Below are 16,666 nucleotides of genomic sequence, written 5' to 3'. Positions count from 1 at the left end.
GAGTGAAGGGTGATTGGATCAGATTTCGATACCATCTTTGTATGGGTGAAACATAGCTAATGCAAGATACGCCCATACAAAGTAAACACGAGGTGCTTTTCGCGCTTTCGGAATAATCCTATGAACTGGTGGCAAAAACTTACCAAGAACCCTCTCGCCCGTTTTGGGGCATTGCTATTATTGACTTTTTATCTAATTGTCATTGCAGCAGATGTTGTTGCTCCCTATGATCCTTATGTGTCTCAGCCAGATGGTTCCCTGCTACCACCTACCAAGATCTACTGGCGTAACCAGCAAACCAAAGAGTTTATTGGTCCCCATGTATATCCCACAACCCAAGGACCAACGGATTTAGAGACAGGCGATCGCAAACTGATTGTAGACTGGCAAAAGCCGTCGCCAGTGGGTCTATTTGTTCCAGGTCGGGAGTATAAGTTGTTTGGAGCGATTCCCTTCAACCGTCACCTGTTTGGTACGGTGGGTGAGGGGAAGATTAATCTATTAGGTACCGATGAGCAAGCTCGTGATCAGTTTAGTCGCTTGGTGTATGGGGGTCGGATTAGTCTTAGTATTGGTCTAGTCGGAATTGCGATCTCCTTTCCCCTTGGTCTAATCATTGGGGGAATTTCCGGCTATTTCGGCGGCTGGGTAGATGGGATCATCATGCGTCTGGTAGAAGTTTTGATGACTATTCCTGGTATTTACCTACTCGTCGCCTTAGCGGCTGTGCTACCACCTGGTCTAACTAGTGCGCAACGGTTTTTGTTAATTGTTTTGATAACCTCGTTTATTAGCTGGTCTGGCTTAGCACGAGTGATCCGAGGACAGGTGTTATCGATTAAGGAGCGGGAATTTGTCCAAGCTGCCAAAACCATGGGGGCGAATCCCTTTTATATCATTGTACGCCACGTTCTACCCCAGACAGCTTCCTATGTGATTATCTCAGCAACCTTGGCAGTTCCTGGTTTCATTGTGGCCGAGTCGGTGCTGAGTTTGATTGGGTTGGGAATTCAGCAACCTGACCCGTCCTGGGGAAATTTGTTGTCTTTGGCAACCAATGCCTCAATCATCGTGCTACAGCCTTGGTTGATTTGGCCGCCAGCACTGCTGATTATTCTGACGGTGTTGGCGTTTAATTTACTTGGGGATGGTTTGCGGGATGCTCTCGATCCCAGAAGTTTACAGCGCTAGCTATTGAAATACTCAAGGGGGAAGGATCGGTCGAGTCTGGAAAAAGCCTTTTTTTCTCGGTTCAATCATCAACCTTGCTCCCCTTGAACTATAGCCCTCACCACAATAGTCCGAAGGATTCAGTTTTAACAAAACATCTCAGGGAACAATAATATTAGAAATGGAATGTTTTGTGGCTGTGTTTACCCATTATCAAATACTTACTGGCTCAGACAATAATATATAAAATACAAACCCAATCCAGAGCAAAGAAGAAGAGCACGGCAATTATAGCGTTGATCACAGTTATGAGGTACAGTATTCTTTGAAGCTGATTACCTGTTAGGTGCGCTTTCCGCATCTAATTATTAAATTCGCTCAAGGTGCGCGCCTCCTAGGCCGGGGAACCCGGCCTAGGGTCGCACCTTCGGGTCGCACCTGAAGATGCAGCGCATCCCTATTACCTATTACCTATTACCTATTACCTATTACCTATTACCTATTAGCTATTACCTATTACCTATTACCTATTACCTATTACCTATTACCTATTACCTATTACCTATTACCTATTACCTAAAATCCCGAAATTTTGTACCTCATAGCTATGAGAAGTGCTATAAATAATAGTAATACTGGCTAGTTGCTGTTAGGATTTTGCGCTCCAATTAATTTTAACAGAGTACTAGTTTTGGCGACGATAAAGACTTTAAAAAAGACCTAGTTTTGATAAAAAAAATATTTTTTGTTTCTTTATAAGAATCGACAATTCCTTGTCTGTTTCTTTACAGTCCATGTGGCAAGACAGTACCAGTTAGAAGAGACATAGGGACTGCGGACATGAAAGCATTATCACTGGAAAGTGTTACGGCAGCATCTAATCTACCCAAGGAGTCACCTCCTCAGGAGTATCGGAGTGAGTACCCCTTCCGGACACTACTTTATCTCTACCGCCAAGACCTAGGTAAAATCGGACTGTCGATGGCGGTGTATGTGATCAAACACAGTCCGGAATGGATCAGACCATTGGTGATTGCTAATGTAATTGATATTATTGCCAACCCAAGCACTCACCCACTGTCGGAGTTATGGATTAATGGGGCTATCTTAGGGATTTCTATACTGCAAAATATCCCCACCCATTACTTACACATCCGGTTTATGAGTCTGGCGACTCGCAACATGGAGTCGAATCTGCGCTCAGTAATCACCCAGCAGCTGCAACTGCTTTCGATTGGGTTCTACAAAAATAACAGCAAGGGAGCACTACAAACTAAACTCTTGCGGGATGTGGAACAAATTCAAGGGTTGGCAACAACCCTGTTCCAGTTTGTCCCTGCGGCTATGCTAACTATCTTAGTAGCAATTGTCGCTACTGCTATTCGTGCTCCTTGGTTCTTGCTGTTCTTCCTGGGAACTGTTCCAGCAGCTGTGATTCTGATTTCGGTACTCAGACGACCGATTCGCGATCGCAATTCTGCTTTCCGACAACAACTAGAAGAAATGGCAGCTAGCTTAATCGAGATGATTCAGCTAATCCCAGTCACACGAGCTCATGGTGCTCAACAGACTGAGATGGAACGGATTGATGGCAAGTTAGTGACGGTGAAAGAGGCAGCGGTGCGACTTGACTCGATTAACGCCATCACTGATTCCTCTTCTTGGGTAACCCTACGGTTATTCAGTCTAGTTTGCTTGATCACCTCAGCCTGGTTAGTCTATACCAAGCAATGGGCAATCACAGTGGGGGATGTGGTGTTACTGACCGGCTATTTTGATTCCCTGACTAACTCGATAGTGCAAATTCTAGCGGTATTGCCACAGATTGGCAAAGGTTTTGAATCCATTCGCTCAGTGGGTGAAATTCTCGAGTGTCCTGACCTAGAGCGCAATCCTGGTAAGATAGCTCTGCAACAGCTGCGTGGTGAATTCACCTTTGAGTCCGTTAGTTATCAGTATCCCGATACGGAACAGTTTGCCATTCAAGACTTTTGTCTACAGGTCAATCCTGGGGAAACCATTGCCATCGTCGGACCATCCGGAGCCGGAAAATCGACCTTATTAAGTCTGATTATTGGTTTCATGGCTCCCACAACCGGAAGAGTTTTACTAGATGGTACAGATATGAGTAGCCTCGACCTACAGACCTATCGGAAATTCCTATCAGTGGTTTCCCAGGAGACTATCTTATTTGAAGGTACCGTGCGAGAGAATATTGTTTACGGCAGTCAACAATTGGATGAAGAACAGTTAATCAAGGCGATTCAGGATGCCAATGCTTTAGAATTTATTCAGGAATTGCCCTCGGGACTTGATACTCTAATTGGGGAAAATGGGGCAAAACTTTCTGGTGGTCAACGGCAACGATTAGCGATTGCTCGTGCTTTAATTCGTAATCCACGGGTGTTAGTTCTCGATGAAGCAACATCGTCTCTAGATACTGCTTCGGAAGCTTTGATTCAGGAAGCGTTGGAACACTTGATGGAAAATCGCACAACGTTTGTGGTAGCTCATCGCCTATCAACGATTCGGAAAGCTGACCGGATTGTAGTTATGGAACGAGGGCATATTGTAGAAGTTGGCAATCACCCTCAACTGCTGGCTAAAGATGGAACCTATACACAGTTACATTCATTACAGATATAGCAGTTATGGCGCTACGCGCAAGTCAGAAGTCAGAAGTCAGAAGTCAGAAGTCAGAAGTCAGCTATGACTAAGTTTCGGAGTTTAGGAATGTCCTGACCTTCATGTGTAATGCTATATCAATGGGGTGAGGTATAGAATTATGGGTTTTAGGGAGTAGGGAGTAGGGAGTAGGGAACAGGATAAAAATTATGTGTACCTCATAGCTATGAGAAATGCTATATCACTGAGGGAAATCACCGAACTGTTCTCGATAACGAGCTAACAATGACTCCATTTGAGCTAATTGCTCCTGAGCTTGTTGCTTTTGCTGACATTCTTGTTCGGCTCGTTGCTTTTCGAGTTCGGCTGCTTCAGTAGGGGCAGGAACTAGTTGTCCTTCTGGAGTAAACCAACGTAATTTTGAGTCATAAATTCCCAAATATAGTGCCAACTGTTGACTCCACAACCAACCTTCTTGATTAGGCTCAAGTTCGAGATAACAACCATCTACCAAGTGGAAGCCCTTTAATTCCAGGGTGTTGGGGTCAAACCAGAAATAGTCGGGAGTACGGAATGTATCCTGGTAGATTTGCTTCTTTAATCCTCGGTCCGTATCTGCTGTGGTAGGGGAAATAATTTCTACAATCACATTCGGATACTTCCCCTCTTCTTGCCACACTACCCAACTGTTCCGAGGTTTGCGCTCAGTTCCCAGCACCACAAAAAAGTCAGGCCCACGAAATTCTTCAGACTTACGTTGTCGAGGACTGTAATAAATAGTCAGATTTCCCGAGACATAGAAATCATCACGCTCATCCCACAACCACTCTAGGCATTGGATGAGTAGGGTCATTTGTAGTCGATGTAGATCAGTTTCCAAAGGTGGTTCGTCACTGAATAAATCCCTAGGGGGAAATATAACATCTTCCGGTACAGTTGTTGCCTTTTCTGTTGGCGTTTCTGTTGCCGTTTTTAATTCTTGAGTCAAAGACATGGCGGCTAGGGTACAATAAGTAGGTAGTACTTATTAGTCTAGATTATCATCATTATATCCAGTCAAGTAATATCTGAACAAAGTTGACAAAATTATCAATATCTGAATCTTAATGATTCAGATAATAAATGATTAATCACTCATGAATAATGAGTAATAAAAATTGATGTCAAAGCTCCAAACCACTTTTTTGCAACTTCTTAAATGGATCCAGAATGAAATCAATAATACGACGCTGCCGGACAATCACCTCGGCTGTTGCAGTCTGACCTGGAGTTAAGGTAATCTTTTTGTTTTGGGCTTCGATATAGGGCTTTTCTAACTCGATTTCCAGTTCAAAACTTTCTAGCTTGCCTTGGTTGGTTTCTGTCATCTTCGAGTCTGGAGAAATCCAACTCAAGTTACCTTTCAATACCCCATAGTTTTGGAAGGGATAGGCATCAAACTTCATCTTCACTGGCATTCCTACCTGTAAAGACCCACTCTCTGTAGTCGCTATTTGGGCTCGGAGTACTAGGGCTGAATTCTCTGGTGCAATCTCTACAATTACCTCTCCCGGTTGGACAACATCCCCAGCGCCTTGGATCGGCAAATGAAAAACTGTGCCAGTAGCAGGAGCCTTGAGTACTCGTTGCTCTAACTGAAATTCCAAGGATTTAATCTGGCTTTTTACCTGGGCAATTTCTGCTTGCAGGGTAGTAATTTCTGTTTCCAGATTCTTCAGCTGTTCCTCAATTTTTAGCATCGCCAGTTTACTCCCTTGCACTAGACTCTGATAGCTACGTTTCTGCTCTTTCAGGCGAAGTTCAGCTTGCTGAATATCAGCCTTAGCTTCATGAATAATCCGCTCGTAGCTGCCTTGCTGCTCTTTGAGGCGGGACTTGGCTTGCAAAATATCGGACTGGGCTTGGACAACGCTTTGGTAGTTTTCTTTTACTAGCTGTTCCGCTTCAATGAAGCGGTCTTGTGAAATGACACCTTCCTCAAACGCTTGTTTGTAGCGTGGGAGTCTTTCCTGGGCAGCTGATAACCGAATTAATGCTAATTTATAAGTTGCTTGGCTCGACTCAATGGATTGCTGAACTTGATTGATTTGGGCCAGTTTTTCCTCTTTTTGTAAATTATGGATATTCTTGAGAGAATCAAGATTATACTTTGCCTGCTCCACTTGAACCTGTTTTTCCAATTCTTGAGCTTGGTTCTGTTGCTGTTGGGTATGCAGCCCCAGCATCAATTGATTCTTGAGTAGTTCTAACTGCGCCAGCCGATTCTGTTGACCTGTCTGTTTTTGAAGCAACTGCTCGAGCTCAGCACGAACTAAATCTGATTCTAACTTCAGTAAAATCTGTCCTGCCTTTACGATCTCCCCCTCTTTGACTTTCAGGGCAGCCACCGTTCCAGAAACTGGTGCATCCAACCTAATGGTTTTCCCCTTAGGCTCAATCCGCCCTCTGGCACTCCCGGTCTCATCTACCTTGGAGAGCATTGACCAAGGTAAGAGGGTACCGGCAAAGATGACTAACAGATAGAGCAATCCCCGAGTCCACGCTCGTGGCAAGGTATTGAGCAAGTCATGGGTGAGTTCAGACCAGTCATCACCGAGAGATGGTGATGAGGCTGATGGTGATGAGGCTGATTGAGTTGGTGGTGGTGTCTGATTAGTGTTTAGCGAGTCCGGTGGATTGGTGACTAAACTATTGCGAGTTATATAGTCATCGTTTGGCTTTTTCGGAAAGCCTGAGTTTGGAAAGCCTGAGTTAGGGTCGTATGGCATAATCCACAATTGGTAATTGCTATAGCATTTTTAAAAAGGGAACAGGGAATAGGGAATAGGGAATAGGGAACAGGGAGTAGGGAGTAGGGAGTAGGGAGTAGGGAGTAGGGAGTAGGGAGTAGGGAGTAGGGAGTAGGGAGTAGGGAGTAGGGAGTAGGGAGTAGGGAATCGGGAGTAGGGAATCGGGAGTAGGGAGTAGGGAATCGGGAGTAGGGAGTAGGGAAAAAAAATATGTGTAAATTATTACTATTAAAACCGTTATATATACTTGCTTGTTTTTAAACTTTTAGCGACAATTATTTTTATTTTATTTACTTTAGTTTAAGTTTACTATAAAACAAAAAAAAAGCATTTTTAATAACTATAATTTACACAGTATTTTTTACCGATTCCCGATTCCCGATTCCCGATTCCCAGATCCGCTGTTCCCTGTTCCCTATTCCCTTTAATTAGGATTTCAATCAGCAACAGCAATAGTCAGTTGTTGCTGATTGAGATAGAAGTAGTGACCACGCTTAGCCATCAATGCCTCGTGGTTACCACTTTCGACCAAGATTCCTCGATCAAGTACTAGAATTACATCAGCTTGGCGCACGGTAGAGAGGCGATGAGCAATAACTAAGGTGGTTCGACTTTTCAAAATTGAGTTGAAGTTAGTTTGAATGATGCGCTCGGATTCAGCATCGAGGTTGCTGGTGGCTTCATCTAAAATCAACAAGCGGGGATTCCCTACCAAAGCACGGGCGATCGCTAGGCGCTGACGTTGACCACCAGATAACATACCACCCCCCTCGCCAATCTGAGTTTCATAACCCATGGGTAGCTGTTTAATAAACTCATCTGCACCAGCCTGTCGCGCTGCTTCCATAATTTCTGCTAGGGTTGCTGAGGGATCACCCATGGCAATGTTTTCCCGAATGGTTTTGCCAAACAGAAATGTATCTTGGTTAACTACACCAATTTGCTCCCGCAATGAGCGCAGGGAAAGACTGGTGATGTCTTGACCATCAATTAACACTTTGCCATCGGTGGGGATATAAAGCCCCAAAACTAATTTGGAAATGGTGGTTTTCCCTGAACCACTGCGACCGACTAGAGCTACCATTTGCCCTGGTTTGACCTCAAAACTGAGATTTTCGAGTACATTAATATCGCTTTGAGGGTGATAACGAAAGGTGACTTGCTCAAAGCGAATGTGACCCCTCAGTTGTGGTAACGATTGACGAAGTTGCTGCTGCAAATCTTCTTCTGGTTCCGCATCCAGCACATCATTGATGCGTTCCACTGCAATCAGAACTTCCTGCAATTCATTCCACAACACGGTTATGCGCTGGAATGGGTCCATCACATTATTTAGCAACATATCAAAGGCGACTAATTGACCGATGGTGAGTTGGTTTTGAATCACCAGCCACGCTCCATACCACAGCAGAGTAGTAGTAGCAACTGTTTCGATAGTATTACTGAATATTTGTAACTGGTTGCTGATGATTTGTCCAGAAAAGCTAGTTTTGATCGACTTATTCAGGAGTTCCTCCCAATGCCAGCGCACTGTTTGTTCAACTGCCATGGATTTAATTGTGTTAATCCCGGTCAGGGTTTCGATCAGATAGCTTTCTTGATTAACTAAAGCATCGAAGATTTCTCGGGAAATCCGGCGTAAGAAGGGGGTGGCTATTAATGCCAGCAGGAAAAATGGCGGCACAATTAACAACACTAGCGCTGCCAGTTTCCAGCTGTACCAAAACATCAGACTCACGTAGACAAAAACAGTGAGTAAGTCGAGCAAGATTGATATAGCTTCGCCAGTGAGGAAGCTTTGAATTTTTTGGTTTTCCTGGACGCGGGAGACAATGTCACCGACAAAACGAGACTCAAAGAAGTTTAAGGGTAATCGGAAGGTATGGCGAATAAAGCCGACAATCAAGGCCAGATCGACTTTGTTAGCGGTGTGGTCTAGCAAATATTGCCGCAAGCCAGTCATGGCAACTTGGAATAAGCCAAACAGCAGCAAGCCTAAGCCAACAGCGTTTAAGGTCAGGGTACTACCTTGCACTATTACCCGGTCTAACAATAGCTGTGTGAATAGAGGTGTAACTAGTCCGAAGATCTGAACTAAGATAGATGCGATTAATACCTCTAGAAGCACCAGCCCGTGAGGTTTCATTAATTCAAAGAACTGCCAGAAGGCAACACTCGCCTCCTTGGCTTCCTTGAGCATTGCTGTCGGTTGCAACAGAAGGGCATAGCCAGTCCAATTTGCTTTGAAATCGGAATGGTTAAAGGTTTTTTGACCAATGGCAGGGTCTCCTACAATTACGCGATCGCGAGTCACTTTATAGACCACGATGTAGTGTTTCCCCTCCCAATGGGCAATAGCGGGCAGTTTCTCTTTTGCCAATCGGTCGAGACTAGCTTTGACCGGTCGGGTAGAAAAGCCGATGCTTTCTGCTGCTGTAGCTAGACCTCGTAGTGATGTGCCATTGCGGTCAACATTGGCAACATCCCGCAAACGATTAACACTGAAACGTTTACCCCAGTAGCGACCGATCATCACTAAACAAGCAGCACCACAATCTGAGGAACTCTGTTGGGCAAAGAACGGATAGCTTTGAGTAACTTGCTGCCACCAATGGCTAACTTTGACTGTGGGGTTGGGAAAGTAAACTGGACGGGTCTTGGGCTTTGGTTTTCGCTGTGGAGAGGGTTGAGAAGCTGCGACAGCTGACAAGGTCTTAGCCAATGCTGGAATAGGTTGGTCATTAGCCGATGGGGTAGCATCAGACTCAATCAGCTCACTAAGTTGTGGCAAGTGGAGTAGGGCAATTTTGCTATCACCATTGCTGAGACTATATAGCTGAGTTGGCATCCTCACCTGCCAAGAGTTTCCTTCCTTTAACTGGGAGGGAGTGTAGATGCTGCCAGCATTGAGGGTTTTGCCAGAAGCATGGAGTAGCTCTCCGTGTCGGAGCAGCCAAAGTCTTTGATTGTTTAGTAGATAATCTGGGAGTGTGCCCACTTCCAGAGTATAGGGTTTTAATAGCGATAGCGTTTTAAGTAACCCTTCTCGGGGTAGATTCTCGAAAAAACCATTGCGACGACACAATAAGAATAGATCCCGCAATACTGCTTGTCTATGGAGGTGATCCCGGATGCTGGGATAGTTACGGAGCAACGGCTGCAACAACTCACCAGCAAGATAGCAAAGCTTGAGCTTGACAGAAGCTCTGGCAGTGTAAGGCTGAAACGATTCTTCTGGAAACAAGGTCAGCTCGCCGAAGGTGCTGGATGCTTCTAGGGAAGCCAGTAAGTTATTGTGCTGATCAAGGAGCCTGACTTTGCCAGCCATAACGATGTAAAGGCCAACATTTCCATTACCTGCTTGCCAGAATCCCTTACCTGCCCTTGGTTCCAGAATTTTAATACCCTTGAAGCAGCGGTCGAGTTCTTGTTGAGGGAGTGCTTGTCCCAGGGTCTGGGCAAGTTGTTGAGCAAAATATTGCTTGAAAGCACCTTGAGACGATGAATCCTGAACCATGGAGTTTACTCCAATCAATCAAAACATTCCTAGAGCTTGGATTCAGTAATAAAACTCTGTATAATTTATTGATGCCATTCCGTAAGTTTTGAATGACTAAAATCTACCTGTGAGATATTACTGAATTAGCTCTGATTAGGATTTAATTTGCAATCATTAGGAAGTAATGATTGCAATAAATAATCTGTTTTTGGCCTGCTACCAAAGTGTCAGTTATCAGTAAGTTTTCAGTAATTTTATTCTGAGGGGGTGACATGAGCCCCAAAAAGCTTACTCTATAAGGCTTTGATGCCAATGGGCTCATGGAAGATACAGTCCCAAATTAACCCTCAATTCATTTTATGGAAGCTCAAACCCTTATAACTAGGTCCAAAGGAGCGCCCAAAACAGAATGTATCTTTTTGTAACTTATGGGCTGAAATTATTACCCAGTATTTCAGCTTGCATGTCACCCCCCCAGAATTTTATTACTAGTTATGAGTTGTCTTATTAGTTGTCCGAAGGACTATACTTTAACTCTTTATAACCAACTATTGCCACAATTTTGTACTAGCTGTACTAGTTGTACCAGCTGCTGATTTTGTGTGGATTGAATGGCCACAATTTCAAAGATTCAGTTAATGAGGCAGAAGACAAGTTGCGAACAACAATGCCAGAACCCTCAGTTTCAGAAGGATTCTTGGTATTCTTGGCCTTGGAGGATTTATGGCGGGTGGAAAGTCCCATTTTTTTGAGCAGACGGTTGATATGGCGATCGCTGACTTCAATGCCAAACTCTCGGGTCAGATGCTTGTTCAACCAATGGGCTGTCCAAGAGTGAAATGAATAGCCATACTCACGGGGACTATGACTCACCAGCTCTTTCAAACGTTCAAGGTATTGGTCATTAATAGTCTTAGGTCGGCCAATTGGCAAAGCATTCCAATTGTGCATGTTACCAGTTTGGAGTTGGCAAATCCAGTACCGTGCGGTTTCTTGAGAGCAGTGTAATGCTGTACAAATTTGAGTCTGAGACTGACCCTGATCTGCCAGCAACATAATCTCAATCCGACGACGATATTCTGGGCGTAAATTGGTTTTTAGGCTTTCTAGCAGCAATTGTCGTTGATCTGGAGTCAAAAACTGACCTGCTTCTATATCGCTGCTTTCTGGAGCGCTGTGTTGAACGTAAGTTACAACCATATGACAGCTAAATTGCTTGACACACCCTATACTGATAAAATTCTATTAATTTTTCAAGAAGTTTTAGTAAAGTTTTGTTGAAAACATCATAATTATGAAGCTCTGCATTGCTGTTATGCATTAAAAATGCATAACAGCAATGCAGAAGGCAGAAGGCAGAATGAACAAGAGTTTCACGGTTTTTTTCCTGATTTACTAAAAGGTAGTTTAAATGGGCGACAGCTTAACTAGAAAAAAAGAGCCATTTTGGCTGAGGGGGTGACAACAAGGCTAAAAGCGATGCAGTGGCCTCACGGGGGTTTCCCCGACTCGCGCGATTTGTCTGAGTTACATCAAGAAATGCTTATTCTTAATAGGATTGGTTTTGCCATTAAGAGGATTACGCTTTCTTGACTGCCCTCACTGTATTAATCACTCCGAAAATCCAATTTTTCTACCGTTTTATATAAAGTTTTGTAACTATTATGATCAAGTTTTGTAACTGAGGGGGTGACATGAGCCCCAAAAAGCTTACTCTATAAGGCTTTGATGCCAATGGTGTCATGGAAGATACAGTCGGAAATTAACCCTAAATTCATTTTAGGGAAGCTCAAACCCTTATAACTACGTCCAAAGGAGCCCCCAAAACAGAATGTATATTTTTGTGAATTATCGGCTTAAATTATTACCCAGTAAGGATTTCAGCTTGCATGTCACCCCCCCAGGTTTTGTAACGAATCTCAGAAAACAAGGAACTTGAATCCAAGTGTAAACTTTCTGTCAGTACTCCTTCTTTTTTCCCTGCCTAAGGGAGCACTGTTGACAAACAGGTTTTGTCAGTCCGGCTTCCTGGAGGTAATTATACCAGAAGATGCCAAACCAGTCATAGTTGAAAACTATCCGAACTTTTCTAGTTTACCTGCGGAATGTGGGCTCCCGTTATAAGTGGGCAACAATTTCTATCTGTTCCATTTGTTCCTTTAGCCAGTCAGAAAACAAGTCTGAAAGAATCTCAGAGCGCAACTGCTGATCCAATTGCGGTTGAATGATTTCCTCAACCAAAATCAGGTGTACTCCAGATGAGGTCACAATTGGTTGGAGAATCTGGGGCGGACTGGCAGCAAAAACCGCTGCCGCAATCTCTGGCTTGAGTTCTTGGCGCTGTAGTATTCCTCGATATCCCCCAGAGCGGCGCAGTGACAAGTCCTGAATATGTTGGCGAGCAATCTCATGGAAACTGATTTCCCCTTCCTTGAAGGCATAAAAGAGTTCCCACCCTAGGTCTTCGTCCTCCAAAACCACTTCGTACATGACAACTCCGGCATAATCAAGCTGGTGTTCATAAAAAAAAGACTCAACTTGACCGTTAAACAGATGTTGAGCGACCTTGTCAGCGATGGTGTTGGTGTAAATCAATGCTTCAAAATCATCGAGAGATAGATGATGTTTTTGCAGCCACGACCAAGTCTCGTCAGTGTTATGAAGATCGGTGGCGAGACGGAAGTCGTCTGCTGCCTGTTGGAGTTCTTCCGGCTCCACTTGAATGCCAGCCTCTGCTGCTGCTGACTCAATAATCTTGCAAGTAACGATGCCCTCCACTAAGCTAGGAATTTGGCAAGAGAGCCTGACATGCTCAAAAAGAGCTTTCTGGTCAATAGTAATCAAGCTTTGCATAATATCCTGCTGAATTTTACTTAATTTGAAACTCAATCGTTAGTTGGATGAGGCACTAGGGACTATACCTAATACCTAACACCTTGGCCTAGGGCGTGTCTTCAAACTCGGAGATCCCCCTAAATCCCCCTTAAAAAAGGGGGACTTTGAGTATGGCTCCCCCCTTTTTTAAGGGGGGCTGGGGGGGATCATAATCTTGCCGAAAACTTTGAAAACACGCCCTAACCCTCAAAACTAAATTGACAGTCAGCCGTCAGCCGTCAGCCGTCAGCCGTCAGCCGTCAGCTTATTTTCTTCAAAAGCACCGATCTAGTAGCCTGGCCACAGGCCAAGGCTGATAGCTGTTCGCTTAGCGTGCGCGTAGCGCATTAGCTGAATGCTTACAATTGACAGACTACTAGGGTTGAAATGATTCATAATTTCTTATTTTAGCCATCCATCAATGAATTTTGTCTGAAAAAAGATTAAGTTTAGTTAAGATTAATTTAATTGAATTGGGTCTTGACATCGAAAAGAAATAATTCATTAATTTATGTCTAAAACTAAAAGACAAACCCCATACATTATGTCTTATCCACTAGAAATAAAGCCTTGTTTTATGTCTAAAAAAGACTAGCTAGATTTAAGTCCAAAAACAACTATAAAAACCCTTGACATTTTCTGTTTTTGGTACGAGGATTAACTTAAGAAGTTAGCAAGCTAACTAGTCATGAATAGTTACCTGATTGCTAACTAACCCACATCTGAAATTAAGGAAAAACCCAAATGTCTAGTATTAAAATCGCTGAACTGCGTCCTGCTGGTTCAGAGCTATTCCAAGATTCTGAAAGCTTCCTCAATGAGCTAAGCGATGGTCAGGAAATGGACATGGTTTTAGGAGGAGGAGGAGTATTTAGTATAAATACCGCTAGTCTGGTGACCGTAAGTAACGTTAACGTCATTTCGTTTCTCTCGAATGTTAACTTTAATAAGGGTAAGGGTAAGGGTAAGGGTCGGAGACGCCGCCGCCGTCGTGGTAAGCATTAAGTTCCTTAAGTAAAGGGATTTCGCTCTTTACGAAGTCGGTTGTAACTGATATCTTGCACTAATGTCAGTAGTCAGCCAGGGTTTAAATACCTGGCTGATCAATCAAGTCCTCTGACCTAGAGCGTCGGTCCAGTAGACGTGGTTGACAAGTATACAAAAATGTGGGTGGTGTGAAAATCCGGCTCGAAATCTAGGCGGTTTTCTGTTGAGTGGTTGTGGGCATTCTGGCTAAAAGATGAAGATTATGGACAACAGCCATACGTCGTAAATCAAAAAGGTTCTTACGAATTCCTAAATAACGAGCGCGAGTACCCTGCCATTGACCAATGTGAGCAAGGCTATGTTCAACAGTGATTCTCTCTCGTAGTTTGGCTCGAGCAGATTGAGAAGTTTGGTATTGCCGTAATTCCTGTAATAGAGATTCATCCGGATGAATAGAAACTGTGCGACCTTTGATGTTAGTTGTACATAAGGAACGTTTGGGACACATCTGACACTTTTGACGAGGAAATTGAACTACTTTACCTTCATCAAAAGGAATGCTAACTCCATTGGGACAGCTAATTAATTGCTGTTCCCAGTCAAGAACAAATGCTGTTTTGTCAAAAACTTTACCGTTACGGACTCGCCAAGCTTTACAAATAATGGTCAAGTTTTCATCACGTTCTTTTACAAAATGACTATTGAGATATCCTCGGTCTATATGTAATTCTTTCAATATTATAAGTTGAGCTTTTAAGTCTTCCGCCATCCCTGGAGTGACACTGGCTTCGGGAACATTAGCAGGAGTGACTCCGACTGCTCGTACTAAACCTGAGTCTAAATCTTTAAGAATATGACGTTTGTAACCATCAAACCTCTTGCTACTACTTTTACGTCCATGACGCATGTGTTCGTCTTCAATGGAGATGCGCCGATTTTTGGCAACACCTTTACGGAGCTTTGGGTCGCCGTTATCTATTACCTCCACATCTTGTGCTTCCACGGTTCTAGCTACTCCCAGATGTTGATTAACATCCTTGAGGGTTTGCTCATCCAAGCTCGCTTCTTGTTCGACCCACGATTCAACTTGATTGAGGGTTTGGAGAATGGTTATTAAAGCTTGTGTTCTTGAATCTGGGTCGTCCCAATCTAAATCTAAGGCAGCTTTTAAACTTGACCCTGCTATGAGAGAAGCTCCTGATTGTGAAGCAATGATATCTAATTTTTCCCCCTGTTGATGGGCAATTACTTCTAAGGCTTTTCGTAAGGCATGACCTAAGAGGTTGTAAGTATCTTCGACTTTTGCTGCCCCCCACAAAGGACTTGAATCGAGTGCTCCCCGCAAAGTTCGAGAACTAAATCCCCCTTTTTTTTCCACCATTTCTATGGTGCGTTCTACTAAGCGGCGATCCCCTTCACTAGCAATTAAAGCTGCACGAAACCTCACCAGAGTCCCTTTCCCAAAAGGTGCTTTTTCACAGTCTAAGCAATCTAACACCAATTGCCATCTTCTATCCATGTTGAGAGCTTCTATTACTTCATCATCAGACACTCCCATATAAGCTTGTAAAATTATAGCTAAACCTAGTTGTGCTGGTGGTACTGGGCATTTTCCCACTGTACTATCTTTAAATAGGGTTGCTAGTTCAGTTTGAAATTGCTCATCAAATAATTGATGACGAATCTCCCTCAAAATTAGAAATAGTTTAGCTTTTCGGATTTTTTTAGCTACTTGTTGCTCAGATGGGGAAAGAGCAATTGGAGGATTCCAGAAAAGGGGACGCATCGGTAAACTCTTGCTCAAAACACATATACAATATTTTCTATCATCCATCCCTTACCTGAAGTTTGACAATCAATTCAGCGGTAAGGGACTTCCACTAGTAATCCCAAGAGATTCTGATTCCCCGGAAGACCTACGTAAAGTCGGGTTTCGCACCCGTAAGATGAAACCCGGAATTCGTTGCGTAGTCGGAATGCTTTTCTTACACACATTTTCCTGTGTTTGTCAATCACTTCTACTGGACTGACGCTCTAGGAATCAATGTTGGCCACATTATGATTTCAGTCTATTTTAATGGACTTTATCCATTAGCCGGTTGGTAACCATTCAGCGGTCAGCGGTCAGCGGTCAGCGGTCAGCGGTCAGCGGTCAGCGGTCAGCGGTCAGCGGTCAGCGGTCAGCGGTCAGCGGTCAGCCGTTGGCCAGGCTACGCAAATGGCTACGCTACTTGAGGTGCCGTCCGCTGACGTAACAGAGATTAAACCAATGCTTACTTGTTGTCTTGATCCCAAGCGCGAGTGGGGTAAACCCCCGCAGGTCGGTAATGGTGCGTTTTCCGTAGGCGAATTAAATTCGCCACGGGTCGCACCTCTGCATTGCTTATTCAAAAGCTGATAGCTGATAGCACCTCAAGTAGCGCATTAGCTGTTGCCGTAGCGTGTGCGTAGCACATAAGCACCTCAAGTAGCGTGTGCGTAGCACATATAGCGTTGATCACAGTTATGAGGTACAGTATTCTTTGAAGCTGATTCCCTGTTAAGCACCTAAACAAAATTAATTTCCTACTACCAATCTCTGTAACCCTTACAGTGTAAGGCTTTGATTTTTTGAAAATGGGTAATTAATTTTGTGCACCTGCTTAGGTGCGCTTTCCGCATCTAATTATTAAATTCGCTCAAGGTGCGCGCCTCCTAGGCCGGGTTCCCCGGCCTAGGAGGA

At 43.9% G+C, this 16,666-nt stretch carries 11 protein-coding genes; 5 read left to right on the top strand and 6 right to left on the bottom strand.

The window, feature by feature from the left end; genetic code table 11:
* Positions 1-120 precede the first annotated feature (120 nt).
* The 3 genes from F6K64_RS05275 (at position 121) to F6K64_RS05265 (ending at position 3,816) form a co-directional block, all read left to right on the top strand.
* The gene (locus tag F6K64_RS05275) at positions 121-1,191 is read left to right on the top strand and encodes an ABC transporter permease (protein ID WP_008191278.1); all 1,071 of its coding nucleotides are present in this window, start codon (positions 121-123) and stop codon (positions 1,189-1,191) included.
* Between the two features lie 423 nt (positions 1,192-1,614).
* Positions 1,615-1,797, top strand: coding sequence for a hypothetical protein (locus tag F6K64_RS05270; RefSeq protein ID WP_287265033.1), 183 nt, complete (start codon positions 1,615-1,617; stop codon positions 1,795-1,797).
* Between the two features lie 213 nt (positions 1,798-2,010).
* A complete protein-coding gene (locus tag F6K64_RS05265; RefSeq protein ID WP_287265031.1) occupies positions 2,011-3,816 on the top strand; it encodes an ABC transporter ATP-binding protein in 1,806 nt (601 codons plus the stop codon).
* Positions 3,817-4,036: 220 nt separating this feature from the next.
* Here the strand turns inward: F6K64_RS05265 and F6K64_RS05260 are convergent, their stop codons facing one another.
* The 5 genes from F6K64_RS05260 to F6K64_RS05240 form a co-directional block, all read right to left on the bottom strand.
* The gene (locus F6K64_RS05260; protein ID WP_008191284.1) at positions 4,037-4,789 is read right to left on the bottom strand and encodes a Uma2 family endonuclease; all 753 of its coding nucleotides are present in this window, start codon (positions 4,787-4,789) and stop codon (positions 4,037-4,039) included.
* Between the two features lie 169 nt (positions 4,790-4,958).
* The gene (locus F6K64_RS05255) at positions 4,959-6,563 is read right to left on the bottom strand and encodes a beta-barrel domain-containing protein (RefSeq protein WP_287256762.1); all 1,605 of its coding nucleotides are present in this window, start codon (positions 6,561-6,563) and stop codon (positions 4,959-4,961) included.
* 457 nt (positions 6,564-7,020) lie between these two features.
* Positions 7,021-10,101, bottom strand: a complete 3,081-nt coding sequence (locus tag F6K64_RS05250; protein ID WP_287254042.1) for a peptidase domain-containing ABC transporter — start codon at positions 10,099-10,101, stop codon at positions 7,021-7,023.
* 558 nt (positions 10,102-10,659) lie between these two features.
* Entirely contained in the window at positions 10,660-11,283 is a 624-nt protein-coding gene (locus tag F6K64_RS05245; protein WP_287254040.1) for a helix-turn-helix domain-containing protein, read from the bottom strand.
* 918 nt (positions 11,284-12,201) lie between these two features.
* Positions 12,202-12,936, bottom strand: coding sequence for a peptidylprolyl isomerase (locus F6K64_RS05240; RefSeq protein WP_287254038.1), 735 nt, complete (start codon positions 12,934-12,936; stop codon positions 12,202-12,204).
* A 765-nt stretch (positions 12,937-13,701) separates the two neighbouring features.
* On the opposite strand from F6K64_RS05240, the gene F6K64_RS05235 reads away from it, so the two are divergent.
* Positions 13,702-13,962, top strand: a complete 261-nt coding sequence (locus tag F6K64_RS05235) for a hypothetical protein (protein ID WP_287257436.1) — start codon at positions 13,702-13,704, stop codon at positions 13,960-13,962.
* A gap of 190 nt (positions 13,963-14,152) precedes the next feature.
* On the opposite strand, the gene F6K64_RS05230 is transcribed toward F6K64_RS05235, so the two are convergent.
* Positions 14,153-15,730 carry an IS1182 family transposase gene (locus F6K64_RS05230; protein ID WP_287265029.1) on the bottom strand — a complete coding sequence of 526 codons (1,578 nt, stop codon included), beginning with the start codon at positions 15,728-15,730 and terminating at the stop codon, positions 14,153-14,155.
* Positions 15,731-16,043: 313 nt separating this feature from the next.
* Between F6K64_RS05230 and F6K64_RS05225 the strand changes: the two genes are divergently transcribed.
* Positions 16,044-16,199, top strand: coding sequence for a hypothetical protein (locus tag F6K64_RS05225; RefSeq protein WP_287265027.1), 156 nt, complete (start codon positions 16,044-16,046; stop codon positions 16,197-16,199).
* Positions 16,200-16,666 lie beyond the last annotated feature (467 nt).

It is taken from the genome of Moorena sp. SIO3A2 (genome assembly GCF_010672265.1).
GTDB lineage: Bacteria > Cyanobacteriota > Cyanobacteriia > Cyanobacteriales > Coleofasciculaceae > Moorena > Moorena producens.
This window is presented reverse-complemented; position numbering and strand designations above follow the sequence as displayed.